Origin of the sequence: Maribellus sp. YY47, assembly GCF_023111095.1 — a bacterium.
Classification (GTDB): Bacteria; Bacteroidota; Bacteroidia; order Bacteroidales; family Prolixibacteraceae; genus Draconibacterium.
The window spans coordinates 128,227-146,923 of the sequence record NZ_JALGYW010000006.1 but is presented as its reverse complement, the minus strand read 5'-3'; the positions used below and the strand labels follow the sequence as shown (position 1 = coordinate 146,923).

Annotated in this window: 14 protein-coding genes; 10 read left to right on the top strand and 4 right to left on the bottom strand. The window is 45.0% G+C overall.

The genetic code is table 11. The features are described from left to right. Positions 1–53: 53 nt before the first annotated feature. The 3 genes from MR764_RS06650 to MR764_RS06640 are packed head-to-tail and all read right to left on the bottom strand — an operon-like array spanning position 54 to position 5,641. Positions 54–3,152, bottom strand: a complete 3,099-nt coding sequence (locus MR764_RS06650; protein WP_247978626.1) for a CusA/CzcA family heavy metal efflux RND transporter — start codon at positions 3,150–3,152, stop codon at positions 54–56. A gap of 18 nt (positions 3,153–3,170) precedes the next feature. After that, positions 3,171–4,370 carry an efflux RND transporter periplasmic adaptor subunit gene (locus MR764_RS06645; RefSeq protein ID WP_247978625.1) on the bottom strand — a complete coding sequence of 400 codons (1,200 nt, stop codon included), beginning with the start codon at positions 4,368–4,370 and terminating at the stop codon, positions 3,171–3,173. Between the two features lie 29 nt (positions 4,371–4,399). Beyond that, on the bottom strand, positions 4,400–5,641 hold the full coding sequence (locus tag MR764_RS06640) for a TolC family protein (RefSeq protein WP_247978624.1): 1,242 nt from the start codon (positions 5,639–5,641) through the stop codon (positions 4,400–4,402). A 385-nt stretch (positions 5,642–6,026) separates the two neighbouring features. Here MR764_RS06640 and MR764_RS06635 point away from each other — a divergent pair, with 385 nt between their 5' ends. Next, positions 6,027–8,030 (top strand): FAD-dependent oxidoreductase, encoded by a 2,004-nt coding sequence (locus tag MR764_RS06635; protein ID WP_247978623.1) that lies wholly within the window; start codon positions 6,027–6,029, stop codon positions 8,028–8,030. A gap of 172 nt (positions 8,031–8,202) precedes the next feature. Next, positions 8,203–8,778 (top strand): AraC family transcriptional regulator, encoded by a 576-nt coding sequence (locus MR764_RS06630; RefSeq protein WP_247978622.1) that lies wholly within the window; start codon positions 8,203–8,205, stop codon positions 8,776–8,778. 42 nt (positions 8,779–8,820) lie between these two features. Here MR764_RS06630 and MR764_RS06625 read toward each other — a convergent pair whose 3' ends face one another. Continuing rightward, entirely contained in the window at positions 8,821–9,630 is an 810-nt protein-coding gene (locus tag MR764_RS06625; protein ID WP_247978621.1) for a DUF1080 domain-containing protein, read from the bottom strand. 244 nt (positions 9,631–9,874) lie between these two features. On the opposite strand from MR764_RS06625, the gene MR764_RS06620 reads away from it, so the two are divergent. From MR764_RS06620 to MR764_RS06585, 8 genes are all read left to right on the top strand, one after another. Next, positions 9,875–10,084: a heavy-metal-associated domain-containing protein gene (locus MR764_RS06620; protein WP_247978620.1), complete on the top strand. Its 210-nt coding sequence runs from the start codon at positions 9,875–9,877 to the stop codon at positions 10,082–10,084. 59 nt (positions 10,085–10,143) lie between these two features. After that, positions 10,144–10,518: a hypothetical protein gene (locus MR764_RS06615; protein WP_247978619.1), complete on the top strand. Its 375-nt coding sequence runs from the start codon at positions 10,144–10,146 to the stop codon at positions 10,516–10,518. Positions 10,519–10,596: 78 nt separating this feature from the next. Next, complete coding sequence (locus MR764_RS06610) at positions 10,597–14,460, top strand: efflux RND transporter permease subunit (RefSeq protein WP_247978618.1); 3,864 nt, start codon at positions 10,597–10,599, stop codon at positions 14,458–14,460. Continuing rightward, the gene (locus tag MR764_RS06605) at positions 14,457–15,689 is read left to right on the top strand and encodes a TolC family protein (protein ID WP_247978617.1); all 1,233 of its coding nucleotides are present in this window, start codon (positions 14,457–14,459) and stop codon (positions 15,687–15,689) included. Before MR764_RS06610 ends, MR764_RS06605 begins: the two co-directional genes overlap by 4 nt. Positions 15,690–15,691: 2 nt before the next feature. After that, positions 15,692–17,470, top strand: a complete 1,779-nt coding sequence (locus MR764_RS06600) for an efflux RND transporter periplasmic adaptor subunit (protein ID WP_247978616.1) — start codon at positions 15,692–15,694, stop codon at positions 17,468–17,470. A gap of 8 nt (positions 17,471–17,478) precedes the next feature. Further along, positions 17,479–17,679, top strand: coding sequence for a hypothetical protein (locus MR764_RS06595; protein WP_247978615.1), 201 nt, complete (start codon positions 17,479–17,481; stop codon positions 17,677–17,679). 122 nt (positions 17,680–17,801) lie between these two features. Beyond that, positions 17,802–18,362 (top strand): AraC family transcriptional regulator, encoded by a 561-nt coding sequence (locus tag MR764_RS06590; protein WP_247978614.1) that lies wholly within the window; start codon positions 17,802–17,804, stop codon positions 18,360–18,362. 97 nt (positions 18,363–18,459) lie between these two features. Next, the gene (locus MR764_RS06585) at positions 18,460–18,696 is read left to right on the top strand and encodes an SHOCT domain-containing protein (protein WP_247978613.1); all 237 of its coding nucleotides are present in this window, start codon (positions 18,460–18,462) and stop codon (positions 18,694–18,696) included. The last annotated feature ends 1 nt before the right edge of the window (position 18,697 follow it).

Sequence of the window (18,697 nt, the reverse complement as noted above, 5' to 3'; positions counted from 1 at the left end):
AAAAGGATGCTTTCCATTCAGAGAGCATCCTTTTCTTTTTACTAAAACCAAGCTCAGCTTTCGGGTTCTTCTGTTTGTATTTCAGGTTTATTTGAACGTTTTTCCAACCAATGGTAAATAATGGGCAAAACCATCAGTGTTAACAAGGTTGAAGTTACCAAGCCGCCAATCACAACCGTTGCCAGTGGGCGCTGCACTTCCGATCCGGGGCCGGTGTTAAACGCCATCGGTATAAAACCAAGACTGGCTACCAGTGCGGTCATCAGAACCGGTCGCAAGCGGTCGGCAGAGCCATCCACAATCAGTTGCTTCAGATTTCCCGTTCGCTCCTTTCGCAATTCGTTAATATGATCGATCAACACAATACCATTGAGCACCGCCACCCCAAACAAGGCTACAAAACCAATACTTGCCGAAACTGACAGATACATTCCCCTCACCCACAACAGGAAGATTCCTCCGGATAAGGCGAATGGCAGGTTCAGCAAAATAAGAATGGCGTATTTCATTTTGCCAAAGTTGAGGTACAACAAGCCAATAATGATGAAAATGGAGAGCGGGACCACCAGCAGCAAATGCCGCATTGCCCGGCGCTGATTCTCAAAAGTACCGCCATAATCAATAAAATAACCCGCAGGGATTTCTGCTTTTTCCCTGATCTCATTTTCAAGACTGGCAACGTAGCTCCCCAGGTCGATTTCTTTGATGTTGATTCCGACAATCAGACGCCTCCAGCCGTTTTCACGTTGAATTTCGCGCGGGCCTTCCTGCAACACTATTTTTGCTACCCTTTTTAACGGAACATATCCGCCATTGGACAAATGCACCGGCACCTCCTGAATTTTATGCAACTGGTCGCGCACATCTTCCGGATAACGAACCACAATTCCAAAGCGGCGCTGTCCTTCGTAAACCTGCCCCACTTCCTGTCCGCCGATTCCAGCCTCGATCACCTGCTGAACATTGTCCACATTTAATCCAAACGAGGCAACTGCTTCGCGGTCGATTTCAATCGTAATATAGGGCTGTCCAACAGTTTGCTCTACATAAAAATTATCCGTCCCGTTCAATTGCGGAAGAAGTGCAGATATATTTTCTCCGATCTTCGCCAGAACGTCCAGATCTTCGCCGTAGATTTTCACTGCAAGGTCCGATTTTACTCCACTTGTCAGCTCATCCACACGCATGGCAATGGGCTGTGTGAAGTTGTAAACCAGTCCGGGCTCGGTTTGCAGATAAGGTTCAATTTCTGCAATAATATCTTCTTTTGTGAGGCCTTTTCGCCATTCTTCGGTTGGTTTAAGAATCACCCACACATCCGTCTGGTGAACGCCCATCCAGTCGTTGGCCAAATCCGAACGCCCGGTTTTGGGCACCACGGTTTGTATTTCGGGTATATTCTGAACCAGTTTTCCACCCAGCCAGTTGGCATTTTCAATCGATTCATCGAGCGTTACCGAAGGCATCCTCACCTGTTCTATCAAAATGGAACCTTCATCCAGCTCCGGAATAAATTCACTTCCAAGCCGTGTCATCAAAAATACTGATGCTGTAAAAAGTATCCCAGCCATTGAAACCACAAACCATTTGCGATCCATGTATTTTGTGAGCGAACTGATGTACCTCGGTCGTAAAAAGTTAATCAGATGATTCTTCCGTACTTTCACGCCTTTTCGGAAAACGATGGCAGCGATGGCCGGCACAAAAATGAGCGCAAGCAGTAATGATCCCAACACTGCAGCTGCCACAGTGATCGCCATCGGGCGGAACATGATGCCCTCCATTCCGCTAAAAGTCATGATTGGAACATACACCATCAAAATGATCAACACACCAAAAAAGATCGGCCGCACCACTTGCTGTGCCGATGTTCGTATAATTTCATCTTTGTTTTTGCTCTTATCTTTTTGAAGACCGTGAACAATGTTTTCGACCATTACCACCGAACCGTCAACCACCATCCCAAAGTCGATCGCACCCAAACTCATCAGGTTGGCTGCCAGACCAAACTCGCGCATCCCGATAAAGGCAAACAACATGGAAAACGGGATTACCATCGCCACAATCAGGGCACCTGAAATTTCGCCCAGCAAAAGCAACAACACCACAATTACCAAAAAACCTCCTTCTACCAGGTTGGTTGAAATGGTGGCTGTTGTCCGGCTGATCAGATCCGACTGGTCGTAAAACTTTTTGATACTCACGCCTTCCGGCAGGTTTTGGTTGATGTTGTCGATTTTATCTTCGATATCGGCAATTACGTTTCTTCCGTTGCCACCCCGCAACATCATCACAATCCCGGTTACCACTTCTCTCTTTCCGTCCTGCGTAACACCGCCCTGTCTGATCTGCGTACCAATTTCAACTGAAGCCACATCCTTGATAAAAACGGGTTTATTGTCGATGTTGGTAACCACAATATTTTCAAGGTCAGCTACTTTGTTGATCTGCCCCACTCCACGAATGATAAACTGCTCGCCGTTGTGTTCGAGGTAATTCCCGCCCGAAACACTGTTGTTGGTCGAAATGGCAGTGATCACCTCCGAAATACCAATGCCAAACATGCGCAAACGCCCGGGTTGAACAACCACATTGTATTGTTTTACAAAACCTCCAAAAGAGTTGATTTCGGTAACACCCTTTACCACTTTCAACTGGGGAGCGATCAGCCAGTCCTGAATTTCACGTAATTCGGTCAGCGAGTAATTTTCACCGCTGACCACATACTGGTAAATTTCCCCCAAAGCCGTGGTAATTGGCCCCAGCTGCGGGCTGGAAACATCGGGAGGTAGCTCGTCGGTAATCGATTGCAAACGCTGGCTTACCATTTGGCGGGCAAAATAAATATCCGTTTTTTCTTCGAACTCCACGGTTACAGCCGATAGTCCAAACTGAGAAATGGAACGAACTTCTGCCACATCGGGTAAGCCATTCACCGCCGTTTCAATCGGGTAACTCACCAGTTTCTCCACATCGTAAGGCGAATATCTTCCGGCTTTGGTGATGACAAGCACCTGCACCGGAGTAACATCCGGAAGAGAGTTGATGGGTAACTGAATCAGCGAAAAATAGCCGGCAACAGCCATCAGAATAACCAACGAAAGGGCTACAAACTTCTGCCGGACACTAAAAGTTATGATTTCTTTTAACATGATTTTTTCCTTTCTTGATTATTCTTCAGCGATAATATCGAAACGGGAAAGCGCTTTCAGACTGAATACATTCGACACAGCCACTTCTTCACCATTGCTGAGTCCATTATCCACAAAAACATACTGATCACGAATTTCGGAAACACCGATAAAACGCTTTTCGTAGATTCCATTTCCTTTTTTCACAAAAACCACCGGGTTGTTTCCGTCGTAGGTAAGCGCCTGCACCGGAAGTGCAATTATTTCCTTTTTGGTTGAAGTGGCAATCGAAAGCCGCACGTTTTCACCGGGTTTTGGCCACCCGTCGCGAGCCGGCACCAGAATGTTTGCAATCACCGAACGGGTATCTTCATCGAGCCCGGGATTGACTGAGGTTACCGTCGCAGATAAAATATTCTCTTCTTTTTCACGCTTTGAAACCATCACCGAATCGCCGGTATTGATTAGCCGCGCATCATCCGGCGAAAGATAAGCGCGAATCAACACATCCCTTGTATCCAGCACCCGTGACAGGTTCTCCAGCGCATTTACCGACTGTCCCAGTTCCACAAAATTCTTTTCGATAATTCCGTCAATGGGCGAATGAATTTTTAGTACCGGATCGATATTTTCACCGTCAGTGAAGGATTTGATTTCCGGATCGGCCACACCCACAGCCCTTAAGCGTGAATAAGCGGCACGCGAACTGGCCGACGCACGATCGTACTCTGCGGTCGCGCGTTCCAGCTCACTGGTTGATGATATCGTTTCTTCCACCAGTTGTTTCACTCTTTTCAGGCGGTTGGTCTGAAAACGTTCTTCAGCATAAGCCTGTAAATATTCCGAAACCAAGGTGCCAAATTCAAGGCTTTGTATTTCAAACAGCACCTCTCCTTTTTTCACCCACGCTCCTTCAAATTTGTTCACTTTGCTGATTTGTCCGTTAATTGGAGTGCTGATAATACTTCCGTGATTGGGTGCAGGAAATACAACACCGGGCGCAGTAACCGTGTAATCGATAAAATTGTTGGTCACTTTCTGCGTTTGGATTTTTAACTCGTTCTGTTCCTTTTCATTTAACTGAACCATCTTCACGCTTCCTTCCTTTTCAGTTTTCAACGAGGGCGGAAGCTCAGTTTGTTCCTTTTTTTCTGATTGATCCGTTGGTTTCCCCGATCCGCAGGAAAACAACATTGCGGTCAATCCTACTAAAACTGCCAGGGATAAAGTATTCTTCATGTTTTATGTGTTTTACGCTTGTTTTCAGATTAATAGACTAAGTCGCGGTCAAGAAATTTTTCGAGCGCTACAAGTTGCAGGTAATAGTCGCGCAGGGCAATCAGATACCTCTCTTCGCTCATGAGATAGGTTTGCTGGGCATTCAGCAGATTCAGCAGGTCAACTTCACCCAGTTGATAGGCTTTCAGAGAAAGGCTGCGCAAATGTTCAGCTTTCTCTTTCATCGTAGTATTATATCTTTTTATGATCGACTGGCTGACCGAATAATTGTGCCAGGCGTATTCGATCTGTTTTTTGGTATCGAGCCTGATTTCCTGTTGTTTCCACTGGATTTCTTCCTGTTTGTCCAAAGCTATTTTTATCTTTCCCTTCTGATCGAACGGATACCAGATCGGGATTTTCAAACCCACTTCAAAACCTTTAAAATCATAACCGGTGCCGTAATCCTGCGTGTATAAATTCAGGCGAATGTCAGGCAAAATATTGCTTTTGGCTTCTTTTATATAAAAACCGGAGGCTTCCAGTTCGTGTTGCGATGCCAGAAAAGCGGGCTGACTTTCCTGCACCGAAAGCGTTAAAATCTGGGATATTTCGATATCATCGGCACGTAAAGTATCTGAAAACTGGATACTGTATTTCTGATCATCCACCGGCAAGCCCATGGCGTAAAACAAACCATAGCGCGCCTGGTGCAGTACCCACTCTGTTTGATCGAGATCGTTTTTTGATTGTTCGAGCCGGAGTTCAGCATTGGCCAGATCAATTCCATTTCCCATTCCCATTTCAAACTTCGTATAAACAGCATTGTAAAGTTCTTCCGCCAGCTTTACCTGGTTTTGCCTCGATCGCTGAAGATACAAAGCATACAAAACTTCCACATACTTACTTTTTACCTCCGCCTTTATTTCATTTTCCCTGGCTTTTACCTTTAAGTCAATCGCTTTTACCTCCTGCGATAAAGCTTTTAAGCGGTAAGAAGTCGTCAGCGGAAAATCAAATTCCTGCGAGATCGTAATACGTTGTTCATCAAAGGCATCGCCCGGCCCCGAGCTGATTCCCTCCTTGAAGTAGCTGATTTCGGGAGCAGAAACGCCGGTTTCTGTCCTCCACTGGTTCTCTTTCTGCCGTAACTGCGCCCGCATTTGTTGCAATTCGGTGTTACGGTTGTAAGCCGATTCTACGGCTTGTTCAATGGTTAGCAAGTTTTCCTGTCCGGAGCTCTGAAAAAATAAGAAAGCGAACAGGATCAAAATCAAATCCCGGATATGCATGGTTAGAATTTTGTTTTTAGTAAAGTTATGTATAGTAATTGTAAATTGTAACTATTTGGTTATTAAAATATCTGCAACTCATTTCAGTATTTTCTTCGTTCTCTTATTGACTATTTTATAATCACTCGTAGTTTTTGACACACCATTTTAAAAATACTTGTGCCGGAAATTCATTTTTAAGAGTAAAAAGTATTTTTATTGAAAATGAGCCGAACTAATGTTCACTTTACGAATATTAAAAAGCGCTTTAAACATCATTTGATCAACATTAAATTAACATTGATAGCGAAATGAATCCTACATTTGAAAACTTAATTATTTTCGCATCGAATTATCTAGATGTATGCATATTGATAAAGTCATTAAACCAACAATAAATAGGAAAATGGAAAAAATATTGATCATTGGAGGTGTAGCGGCAGGTGCAACAGCAGCAGCCAAAGCACGCCGCTTATCGCCCGATGCACACATTACCATGCTCGAAGCAGGGCCCGACATTTCTTTTGCCAACTGTGGTCTCCCTTACTATATCGCCGGCGATATCGACAGCCGCTCAAAGTTGATTCTCCAAAGCCCTGAGAGTTTTAACGAACAATACCAGGTGGAAGTACACATCAACACGGTGGTGGAAGCCATCGACAAAGAAAATAAACAGGTTCTTACGCTCAACAGCGAAAACGGACAGAAAAGAACTTTTGAATATACCAAACTGATCCTTGCACAGGGAGGACGCCCGATTCAACCCGACGTACCCGGAGCAGTTGCTGACCATGTTTTCAGTTTGTGGACATTGGAAGACATGGACAAAATCGATAACCACCTGAAAAACAACGACCCAAAAACAGCGGTAGTTGTTGGTGGCGGATTTATCGGTCTCGAAATGGTGGAAGCGCTCGTTAAAAGAGGGCTGAAAGTACATGTGGTTGAAAAAATGCAACATGTAATGCCACTCATGGAAGCCGAAACTGCAGGATTTATCACCCGCGAATTACATGCTTTTGGCGTGGGGATACACACCGAAACTGCGGTTATTAAAATAAACGCCAATTCTGTTGAACTGGACAACGGTAAAACGCTGGAAGCCGACATGGTGCTGCTTTCTGTGGGTGTTCGTCCAACTTTGCAACTGGCAAAAGATGCCGGACTTGCAATTGGCGAAGCCGGAGGTTTGCTGGTAAACGATAAACTGCAAACTTCTGATCCTGATATTTTTGCCGCAGGCGATATGGTGGAAATTGAACACCGTGTAAACGGCAAAAAAGTACGCATTCCGTTGGCAGGCCCGGCTAACCGCCAAGGAAGAATTGCCGCAGAAAACGCGCTGGGAGGAAATCACAGCTACAAAGGTTCGATCGGAACTTCGGTGGTTCGTGTTTTTGATGCAGTTGCAGGAAGCACTGGTCTTTCACTCAAACAGGCCCGTGCCGCCGGTATCGATGCCGATGCGGTTGTGGTGCATAAAGAACATCACACTTCGTATTATCCGGGAGCTGAAACCGTGAGTGTCATGCTGATTTTCGATAAAAAAACCGGCGTTGTACTGGGCGGTCAAACTGCAGGTTACAAAGGTGCCGACAAACGTTTGGATGTGATTGCCACAGCCTGTGCCACTCAACTTACCGTTAGCGACCTGGCGGATATCGACTTTGCCTATTCGCCACCCATCGGCACAGCAAACGATGCCATGAACATGGCCGCTTACGCGGCAGAAAACAAAATGTCGGGGTACGGTCCCAGCATTCTTGTATCGGATATTGATGATTACATCGAAACAAAAGAACAGATCATTGTTCTGGATATCCGCGATGTATTTGCCCACCAGAAAAGCAAAATGAACGGCGCTCATCATTTGCCGCTCGAAATGCTGCAACCCAATCTCGACAGAATTCCAAAACATATTGCCATTCTGGTTTACGACGAAACCGGGAAAAAAGGCCATCAGGCTGTACGCACACTCATTGGAGCAGGCTGTAAAGAGGTAATGAATATTTCGGGAGGAAATACATCGTTGCAACGTCATGCAGCAGCAGTTGGATTCCGGAATATTAACATGCTTCCATTGCCAATCGGGAAAAAAAGCATTGGCGAAAAAGTGATGGAAGAAACGGAAACCAACAAGAATATCAGCGCCCAGGAACTGAAAAGGTTGGTGATCGACGTGCGTACACCGGGAGAATTCCGAAGTGGTGCTTTCCCCGATGCCATTAACATTCCGCTGGATGACCTGATGCAGGGCAAATGCGATTTGGGCGATAATTCGGAACGTGAAATTATAGTTTACTGTGCTTCAGGCGCCCGCTCGGCCTACGCTCAACAGGTGTTGATGAGCCGCGGATTTTCAAACGTCACCAACGGAGGTGGCATTTCTGCCATGATGGCTAGATACTGATCCAATTAGATTACATACATATTCAAAAGGGCCGGTCCGTCGATGACAGATCGGCTCTTTTATTTTTCAGCATCTTGTTAAGCTCTAATTCACAAAAAATCCGTATTCACAACATTTCAATCAATTTCGCATTTGAATTGTTAATTTAGATGCTTGATAGCAATTTTATTGAATGATTCTGCACATTAAAAATATGGTTTGTCAGCGCTGTATTGAAACAGTCAGGAGTGTATTGAAAGAACAAGGGTTCAAGGTACTGTCGATCAAACTGGGAGAAGTCGAAATCGACCCGACGCCTTCGGAAATTCAAACGTTGCAGCTGTCGGAAGCCTTAACAGCAAAAGGCTTTGAACTGCTTCAGGACAAAAAAAGCCAGACCGTTGAGCAGATAAAAGCGGCCATTGTTCAGTGGGTCCATTATTCGGAAAAAGATCCGGTACAAAACCTGAACCTATCGGAATACCTGGTTCGCGAAATCGGGGCCGATTACTCTTCTCTCAGTCACCTGTTTTCGGCTTCCGAAGGGATCACCATCGAAAAATTTGCCATTCTTCAGAAGATTGAACGTGTAAAAGAGTTGTTGTCGTACGGCGAACTTACATCCAGTGAGATTGCCTTTAAAACAGGTTACAGCAGTGCCGCGCATCTGTCATCGCAATTCAAAAAAGAAACGGGAATGACACCCGGGCAATACAAAAACCTCAAAGACAAGAATCGCAATCCATTGGATCAGGTTGGGAATGTTTAGTTTGATCACCGTAGAAACCGATTTCAACTCAGATATTATTAACTATAAATGTGTGAGTTCTACTTTACGGATAAATAATTCGGCACTTTCGGATTGAATCTGAATTTTCCCTTTTGACGGTTTTACATTCGTGGCCCGGTTCACCAGTTTTCCATTCAAAAAAACAGTTAATTCGTCACCATCCGCAATACATTCCATGGTGTTCCACTCACCCCGTGGATTTTCCACATCGTTTTTTCCCCGGAAATTAAGTTCATCTTTCCATTCCGGGTCACGTTGCAACCAATTGATGCGGCCTCCGTTGATGGTTTCTTCTTGTCCATCGGGCTTAAAAACAAACGAGTTGCCTTGTTTTTCCGCTGCAACCGTTGAAGTGATGCTGAAATTGTCGGAACCATCGCCGACAACAATAAAATCGCCGGTTCCGCCTTCAATCATCTGACACTCGATGGAACGCATCCAAATGCCGCTATAAGCGCCGTCTTCTCCAACAGAATGTACGAGCAAACCGCTGTCGCGTGCTTTCTCCTGCCGCGGCGGATGATTCGTTTCGCCCCATTTGAATTCCACCAATATCTTGTAGTTTTCATACTCCTTCTCGGTGGTAATACATCCCCATTCTTCACCCGAAATCCGAATCACACCATCTTCAACCGTAAATACCTGTTTCGGATCATTATTTTTACCCCGGTCTTTTAAAAAGGTATACCAGCCGCTTAAGTTCTTCCCGTTAAACAATTCAACACCTGATTTTTTCGGATGCTTTTTCGACGATTTCCCGTTGGCACCGCTGGAATTAATCCCGACAATCGTTAATAGAATACAAAGTATGCAAGTGAATAATCTTTTCATAAGGATGGTTTTTAGGAATAACTCCAATTTAATGATGACAAGTTATGTTGTCGAAAATACTAAATTCTATTTGCTAAAACATACTGTTAAAGAGAATTAATTTCGGGGTCAGCAACAAATACAGTCCTTCATTTCAGCCCATTGGACACAACCACACTTTCGCCCAAAATACTGTAAGCATTTTCAAAAATTGTATAAAAACTTACCGGGTCATCCGGCTTACCTTTGTTTAAAATTGAAAACCATGGAACTGATAAAGATAAAAACCAACTTGAGTTGCAAACATTGCGTAATGAAGGTGGAACCACTTCTTAAAAGGGACAAAGGAATTATTGACTACAAGATTGATTTGGAGCATCCGGATAAGCTGCTCACCCTTTCATCGGAAGGCGCGGATATCGACGCTTTGATCTCGGATTTTAAAAATGCTGGTTATCAGGCTAAAAAACTGTAACTTCATCGCCCGTAAACCAAAGTAAACATTTACCGGGGAACAACTGTTTTTATAAAAGAATGATAAAAAAGGTCTTACATATTGTTTTTGCCATATTACTCCTGGTATCTACCGTGGGGTTAATGGTGTCGAAACATTATTGTAGAGGTCAGTTAGTGTCCGTTTCGATGTTCCATAAAGCAGCTTCCTGTTGTGATAACGGCGGCTGCTGCAACAACGAAAATCATTTCTACCAGGTAAAAGATGATTTTTCCACTCCGGCTGTTTTTTCAGTTCCGTTAAGTGCCGAAATTCATTTACTGAGCCAGCAACTCTGGCAGGCAGCATCTTTGTTTCCTTCAGAACAGGAAGAAGAAAACACCTTTGCCGATCATTCACCACCGCCGCTCACCGTGATGGAAAGGCTTGCAGAACAACAAGTATATCGTTTATGAAATTATTATGATAAGTGATTGGATCTTGTAATTACCAGGTCCTGATTCTTTATTGTATTAATCTCATAGATAAAAGATATGCTCAATAAAATCATACTTTTTTTTCTGGAAAACAAACTGGTTACCATGCTGGTTTTAACCCTCCTGGTTAGCTGGGGGATTATTACGTCACCGTTTGGCTGGGACACTAAAATATTGCCCAAGGACCCGGTTCCGGTCGACGCGATTCCGGATATTGGCGAGAACCAGCAAATTGTATTTACACAATGGCCGGGGCGTTCGCCGCAGGATATAGAAGACCAAATATCCTATCCTATGACTACTTACCTGTTAGGCATTCCGGGCGTAAAATCGATCCGCAGTTCTTCCATTTTCGGATTTTCCAGCATTTACGTCATTTTTAAAGAAGATGTGGAATTTTACTGGTCGCGTTCCCGCATACTCGAAAAGCTGAATTCGCTGCCATCCGGATTGTTGCCCGAAGGAGTTCAGCCGGCACTTGGCCCCGATGCAACCGCACTTGGCCAGGTTTACTGGTATACCATTGAAGGCCGGGATAAAAACGGTAATCCTACCGGAGGCTGGGATTTGCACGAGATTCGCACCGTGCAGGACTTTTTTGTAAAGTATGCGCTGAATTCGGCAGAAGGTGTTTCCGAAGTAGCTTCGATTGGAGGTTTTGTACAGGAATACCAGATAGATGTGAATCCCGATGCCATGAAAGCCTATAATATTCCGCTGCACAAGGTAATGCAGGCGGTGCAAAAATCGAACCGCGATGTGGGAGCCAAAACCATTGAGATCAACCAGGCTGAATACCTTGTTCGCGGACTAGGCTATGTAAAAAATGTGGACGACATTGAAAAAGCGGTGGTGGCAGTTCAGGATAACGTTCCGATCCGCGTCAAAGATGTTGGAGTGGTTAGTCTTGGCCCGGCTACCCGGCGTGGTGCGCTTGATAAAGACGGCGCCGAAGTGGTTGGAGGCGTGGTGGTGGCCCGCTATGGTGCAAATCCGCTTGAAGTCATCAACAATGTAAAAGAAAAAATTACTGAAATAGCAACGGGTCTACCATCAAAAGTACTACCTGACGGAGTGGAAAGCCAGCTCACGATTGTACCCTTTTATGACCGATCGGGTTTGATCTACGAAACTCTGGGAACGCTTGAAGAAGCACTCTCTCTCGAAGTGCTGATTGTCATCCTGGTGGTGATTATTATGGTATACAACCTCAGGGCATCCCTGCTTATTTCGAGCTTGCTGCCAATAGCCGTTTTAATGGTGTTTATTGCCATGCGTTATTTTAACGTTGATGCCAACATTGTAGCGCTTTCAGGTATCGCTATCGCCATCGGGACCATGGTCGATCTCGGGGTGATTCTTTCGGAGAACATAATAAAACATACCAAAGAAGCACCCCCCGGACAAAAACTTATAACCACCATCTACAACGGTTCGACTGAAGTAAGTTCTGCTATCCTGACGGCCGTTTCGACTACCATTGTCAGTTTTATCCCGGTATTTACCATGCAGGCCGCTGAGGGAAAACTATTTATACCGCTGGCCTTTACCAAAACCTTTGCACTGATTGCAGCACTGATTGTTTCGCTGTTTATTATGCCGACGCTGGCACACTGGTTCTTTGGAGCGCGCATTAACAGTAAAATTATCCGGAAATGGGTGAACATCATCCTCATCCCGCTTGGCATAATTCTACTAACTATGGGACATGTTTGGGGCGGAATGATGATACTTGCGTTTGGAATAGCAGGAACAGCCAAACAATTCAAACGGGAACAAGCAAGCGACAAAAAACAGGAGCCGGGAAACAAGAGCCTGTCGTATCGCATTCAAAAAGCCGGGAACTGGCTCCTGGAGTATATTGAAATAGTTATTGTACTGATCGGGGTAACCTGGCTTCTGGCAAGGTACTGGCTGCCCCTCGGCCCAACAAAAAGCCTGGTGATGAATGTAGTGTTTGTGGCCATACTGCTGGCCATTATCCTGGGGGCCTTTTCATTGCTTGAATATTTCTACAAGAAAATACTGAGCTGGTGTCTCGACCACAAAGTTGCATTTCTTTCCATCCCAACCTTTCTTATTATCCTGGGAGTAACCATCTGGATGGGCTTTAGTAATCTTTTTGGATTTGCCGCCCGTGGTTTTGACAAACTTGGATGGAACATCCGGACTACCAGTGTCTGGTCCAATTTAACACATGAATTTCCGGGAATAGGTAAAGAATTTATGCCGTCACTTGGTGAAGGAAGTTTCCTGCTGATGCCAACTTCAATGCCACATTCGGGCATTGCTTATAACCGTGAAGTTTTAGGTCAGCTCGACATGCTCATTTCAAATATCCCCGAAGTTGAACTCACCGTCGGCAAGCTTGGCCGCGTGGAATCGGCACTTGACCCGGCTCCCATTTCCATGTATGAAAATGTGATCAATTACAAACCGGAGTATATGCTCAATGAACGCGGGCACCGCGTGCGCTTCAAAACCGACCATGAAGGGCGTTTCATCCTGACTTCCGGAGACAAACTTTCGAACCAGGAAGCACTGGAACAGGGTATTTTGCAAGAGGATCTAATTCCCGACGAACATGGAAATTATTTCCGCAACTGGCGTGAAAACATTCAATCGCCCGACGATATTTGGGACGAGATAGTACGTGTTTCCAAAATTCCGGGCGTTACCTCGGCTCCGAAACTACAGCCCATTGAAACACGTTTGGTGATGTTGCAAACCGGGATGCGCGCCCCCATGGGAATTAAAGTGTACGGGCCCGATTTGCAAACCATCGAAGACTTTGGGATAAAGCTGGAAGAGATACTCAAAACCGTTCCCTCGGTAAAAGCACAAGCCGTTTTTGCCGACCGGATTGTGGGTAAACCTTATCTTCTGTTCAATATTGACCGGGATAAAATCTCGCGCTACGGATTGAATGTGGAAGATGTGCAGCAAACGATAGAAACCGCTGTGGGTGGCATGAAAATCACATCAACCGTGGAAGGACGCGAACGTTTCCCGGTAAGGGTACGCTACCCACGCGAGTTACGCGACGACCCCGAAGCGCTCGGAAAAATTCTGATGCAAACGCCAACCGGTGCACAAATTCCGTTGAGTCAGCTGGTAAATTTCGAATACCAGCGCGGGCCGCAAGCCATCAAAAGCGAAGAGACCTTTCTTGTAGGCTATGTTCTTTTTGATAAAAGCGAAGGCTTTTCGGAAGTTACCGTGGTCAACGATGCCCAGAATGTGATCCAGTCAAAAATCGATTCCGGGGAACTGACTGTTCCGGCCGGTGTGAGCTACAAGTTTTCAGGAAGCTACGAAAACCAGGTACGCGCCGAAAAACGGCTGTCGATTATCGTACCGCTGGTGCTGGCCATCGTTTTCCTGATTCTCTATTTCCAGTTCAAATCAGTCACTACTTCGCTGATGATATTCACCGGAATTGCCATGGCCTTCAGTGGTGGTTTTATGATGCTTTGGCTCTATGGACAGGAATGGTTCGTTAATTTCTCCATCCTGGGAACCAATATGCGCGAATTGTTCCAGATGCACACCATCAACCTGAGTGTGGCCGTATGGGTGGGATTTATCGCATTGTTTGGTATTGCCACCGACGACGGCGTGCTGATGGGGACTTACCTCGACCAAAGCTTTACCAGAAACCGCCCCGACACCAGGAAAGGAATCAGGGCAGCGGTAGTGGAGGCCGGGCAACGAAGGATTAAACCCGCGGTAATGACTTCTGCCACGACAATTATTGCCTTACTGCCAATTTTAACTTCAACAGGCCGCGGTGCCGACATTATGATTCCGATGGCTATCCCGGCCTTTGGAGGGATGATTTTTGCCGCTATTACTTATTTCATTGTGCCGGTGCTGTACAGCTATCGTGAAGAACGAAAACTTAAAAAGAGTCAGTCATGAAGAAGATAATCACACTAATAATCCTGTTCGCATCAGCGATTGGCGCTGTCCAGGCACAGACACTGAACAGCTACCTTGAAATGGCTGCTGCCAATAACCCCGGGCTGCAAGCCAAATACAAGGACTTTGAAGCGGCCCTGCAAAAGGTTCCGCAGGTAAGCTCTTTGCCCGATCCCACCTTTTCGTTTGGCTACTTTGTATCGCCGGTGGAAACACGCGTAGGACCACAACGCGCCAAATTCTCACTTACCCAGATGTTCCCATGGTTTGGTACGCTGGAAGCCAAAGCGGATGCCGCTTCACTAATGGCACAGGCAAAATACCAGTCGTTTGTGGATGCCCGGAACCGCTTGTACTTCGATGTTGCTGCTTCGTATTATCCCTTGTATGAGTTGAACCGGATGAAAAAGATTGAGCAGGAAAATATCGACATTCTTCAATCGTATAAAACCATTGCCAACACCAAGTTTAAAAACGGCGTTTCGCCAATGACAGATGTGTTGCGGGCAGATATCATGTTGAAAGATGCCCAAACCAACCTCGTCATTCTCGAAAAGAAAGAAAAACCGCTGCTTACAGCTTTCAATAATTTGCTGAACAGGGACGAAAGTGAAACGGTGATCGTAACAGACTCGCTGGCAATGGAAGCCATTCCCGAAAATTTCAGAAAAGATTCGTTGCTGGCCAACAATCCGATGCTTAATGCTCTGGATTTAAAAGTGAAAGCCAGCGAAGCTTCTGAAACCGCGGCAGAACGCGAAGGACTTCCCAAACTGGGAGTCGGGCTTGATTATGCCATCGTAGGAAAACGAACCGATATGGAAATGGCGGATAATGGTAAAAACATTCTCATGCCGATGATTTCGGTTAGTATTCCAATCTTCCGCAAAAAGTACAATGCTGCTGCAAAAGAAGCACAACTGATGCAGGAAAGTTACTCGTATCAGAAAAAGGAAACCATCAACTCGCTCACTTCAGATTACGAAATGACCTGGTTTCAGATTGAACAACAAAAAGAGTTGATCAATCTGTACAATCAGCAAATGCTGGAAACCGGGCAAACGCTGAATCTCTTGTTCAGCGCCTATTCCAACTCAGGCAAAGACTTTGAGGAAGTGCTGCGCATGCAACAGCAACTACTGAAATACGAGAAAATGAAAGCCATGGCAGAAACTCAATACCAGACAGCTTTGGCAAAATTAAATTACATCACCGCAAAAACATATTAACGATGAACACAAATAAAAAAACAATCGTCATCATTCTGGCCACGCTGGCAACCGGCTTGCTACTGGGCTGGTTAATATTTGGAGGCTCAGAAGCCAAAACCACCGACGAACACCAGCATGAACACGCCCACGAGGAGGCAGCCGGAGAAACTATCTGGACTTGCTCCATGCACCCGCAGATCAGGCAAAACGAACCCGGCGACTGCCCGTTGTGCGGTATGGATTTAATTCCTCTGGAAGACGAACAACACGGAGAAACCGATCCTTCAGCGATCAGCATGTCGGCCACAGCCATGCAACTGGCCAACATTCAAACAGCTGTTGTCGGATCAGCAGAACCTGTAAAAATTATCAGGCTCGATGGCAAAGTTCAGGAAGATGAACGCCTGGTTTTTTCGCAGTCGTCGCACATTCCGGGCAGGATTGAAGAGTTGATGGTGAATTTTACCGGCGATTACGTGAAAAAAGGACAGGTGATCGCTTCTGTGTATTCACCCGATTTGGTTACTGCGCAGGAAGAGTTGCTGGAAGCACAAAAAATAAAAGCTACACAGGCTCAGCTTTTCGAAGCCGCCAAGGAAAAACTCAGAAACTGGAAATTAAGTAATGAACAGATTGAGCAAATTCTGGCTTCGGGGAAAGCACAGGAAACATTCGATGTAAGAGCCGATGTTTCGGGTTATGTAACTAAAAAGATGGTAAATACAGGCGACTATATTCGGAAAGGACAAGCCATCTACGAAATTGCCGATCTGTCAAAAGTGTGGATCCTTTTTGATGTGTATGAATCGGAAATGTCCTGGGTTAAAAAAGGTGATAAAGTATCGTTTACGGTTGAATCGCTTCCGGGCGAAACGTTTGACGGAACCATCGATTACCTCGATCCTGTCATCAATCCGAAAACCCGTGTTGCCAAGGCTCGAATTGTAAAATCCAACCCCGGATTAAAGCTGAAACCGGAAATGTTTGTGTCGGGGAAAGTGGAGGCCAAACTGCCTCAAACCGACGCTGTGGTGATACCCAAAACAGCGGTGATGTGGACCGGCAAACGTTCGCTGGTGTATGTAAAATCGACAAACGACCAGGGCGTGTATTTCAAGATGCGCGAGGTAGAACTTGGACCTGCATTGGGTGAAAGCTATGTTGTTGAGAACGGTTTGCAGAAAGGAGAAGAGATTGCTGTTCACGGAACTTTCAGTATCGATGCAGCAGCACAACTCGCCGGGAAACCCAGTATGATGAATCCCGAGGGTGGCGCCGGTTCAACCGGGCATAATCATGGTGGAATGGATATGAGTGAAAGCCAGAGTCGTGAAGTCAAAGCAGTTGAAACGGATCCAAAATTTAAAAGCCAGCTTACAGAAGTTCTGAATGCGTACCTGAAAATGAAAAACGCTTTTGTTGAATCCGATCCGGGGAAAGTAAGTTCAGAAGCAAAAAAGGTAGAAGAATCCCTAAAATCGGTTGATATGGAATTACTGAAAGGCGATGCGCACATGGCCTGGATGAACCAGCTAAAAACACTGAACAACTCTGTAGAAAATATCAGTACAGAAAGCGACATTGAAAAACAACGGTCTGCATTTTCATATTTCAGCAATGCGTTTTACCAAAGCCTGAAGATGTTTGGCTTGAGCAACGACACTGCCTATTACCAGTACTGCCCAATGGCACTGGAGGATAAAGGCGCCTACTGGATTAGCGAAACCGAGGAAATCCGAAATCCCTATTTCGGAGACATGATGCTGAATTGCGGGGAAAACAAGGATACCATTAAATAAAAAAGATCATGATTATTAAAACACTTATTGTAACGGTAATCCTGGTTGCTATCGTAATGCTGGCTCTGGGAATAAAAATGCTCTTTGATAAAGGCGCTTCTTTTACCGGGCATGCCTGTTCCTTTGATGAGGGAAATTTAAACCAAGACGGTTCCCGCGCTGGTTGCGGAATTCAAGACATCGCCAACTGTCTGGAGGAAGAAAGCTAAATGAAAGAAATTCCGAAGGCCAAAGCAGGATGTTGGTTGAAGGGAAGAAACTTTGGCCTTCTGTTTTTGACACGATAAAAACGTACATGCATCGCTGTCGTTAAAATGAAAAAGAATGATCCATGAAAATCAACATTAAGAATATGGTTTGCAACCGCTGTATCATGGTGGTTTCGCAGATTTTTAAAGAAGCCGGTATCCAGACAGAAAACATGCAACTCGGAACTGTGACGCTAAAAAGTGAACTGGTTCCGGGAAAAATGGAAAAGATCAATACCCGGCTAAAAACAGTTGGTTTTGAGATCATCAATGATGCCAAAAGCCGGTTAATCGAAAAAATAAAGACCATTTCAATCGAATATGTGTATCAACACAACGAAGAAAAAAAGTTGAATTTCTCGGATTACCTGGTTGGAAAATTGAATCTCGATTACCCTTACCTGAGTTCATTGTTCTCGTCGGTAGAAGGCACCACAATTGAAAAGTACCTTATTCATCTGAAAATTGAACGGGTGAAAGAACTGCTGGTATACGACGAGAAAACCTTGAGTGAAATTGCCTGGGAAATGGGCTACAGCAGCGTGGCACATTTGTCGGGCCAGTTTAAAAAAGTGACCGGTTTTACACCTTCATATTTCAAAAAACTTGGAGAAAAAAAACGCAATTCAATCGACGACGTATGACTTAAAATAGTGTAAATCATTTTAAAAAAGATGTAACACATTTGGGAGGCCGGCATTGTAACTTTACAGTAGTAAAAATTTAGAAAGGAGACACATCATGTACGGAATGATTGGAACAGGAATGAATGGAATGAGTTGGGGAATGGGTTTTGGCTGGTTGGCTGGTCTGGTAATTCTGGTAATTATTATCTGGGCGGTCATCAAAAGTATCAATTCAGGCAACTCAGTTCCAACAGAAAGAAAATCGGCTCTCGACATTTTAAAAGAGCGCTATGCAAGGGGCGAGATCAACAAAGATGAGTTCGAAGAAAAGAAAAGCGTTCTTTCACATTAAT

Excerpts from the sequence above, each read along its gene's own strand:
- MR764_RS06585 (WP_247978613.1), top strand. The coding sequence starts at position 18,460 with ATGTACGGAATGATTGGAACAGGAATGAATGGAATGAGTTGGGGAATG.
- MR764_RS06625 (WP_247978621.1), bottom strand. The coding sequence starts at position 9,630 with ATGAAAAGATTATTCACTTGCATACTTTGTATTCTATTAACGATTGTC.
- MR764_RS06610 (WP_247978618.1), top strand. The coding sequence starts at position 10,597 with ATGCTCAATAAAATCATACTTTTTTTTCTGGAAAACAAACTGGTTACC.
- MR764_RS06640 (WP_247978624.1), bottom strand. The coding sequence starts at position 5,641 with ATGCATATCCGGGATTTGATTTTGATCCTGTTCGCTTTCTTATTTTTT.
- MR764_RS06620 (WP_247978620.1), top strand. The coding sequence starts at position 9,875 with ATGGAACTGATAAAGATAAAAACCAACTTGAGTTGCAAACATTGCGTA.
- MR764_RS06635 (WP_247978623.1), top strand. The coding sequence starts at position 6,027 with ATGGAAAAAATATTGATCATTGGAGGTGTAGCGGCAGGTGCAACAGCA.
- MR764_RS06630 (WP_247978622.1), top strand. The coding sequence starts at position 8,203 with ATGATTCTGCACATTAAAAATATGGTTTGTCAGCGCTGTATTGAAACA.
- MR764_RS06645 (WP_247978625.1), bottom strand. The coding sequence starts at position 4,370 with ATGAAGAATACTTTATCCCTGGCAGTTTTAGTAGGATTGACCGCAATG.
- MR764_RS06595 (WP_247978615.1), top strand. The coding sequence starts at position 17,479 with ATGATTATTAAAACACTTATTGTAACGGTAATCCTGGTTGCTATCGTA.
- MR764_RS06590 (WP_247978614.1), top strand. The coding sequence starts at position 17,802 with ATGAAAATCAACATTAAGAATATGGTTTGCAACCGCTGTATCATGGTG.
- MR764_RS06615 (WP_247978619.1), top strand. The coding sequence starts at position 10,144 with ATGATAAAAAAGGTCTTACATATTGTTTTTGCCATATTACTCCTGGTA.
- MR764_RS06650 (WP_247978626.1), bottom strand. The coding sequence starts at position 3,152 with ATGTTAAAAGAAATCATAACTTTTAGTGTCCGGCAGAAGTTTGTAGCC.
- MR764_RS06600 (WP_247978616.1), top strand. The coding sequence starts at position 15,692 with ATGAACACAAATAAAAAAACAATCGTCATCATTCTGGCCACGCTGGCA.
- MR764_RS06605 (WP_247978617.1), top strand. The coding sequence starts at position 14,457 with ATGAAGAAGATAATCACACTAATAATCCTGTTCGCATCAGCGATTGGC.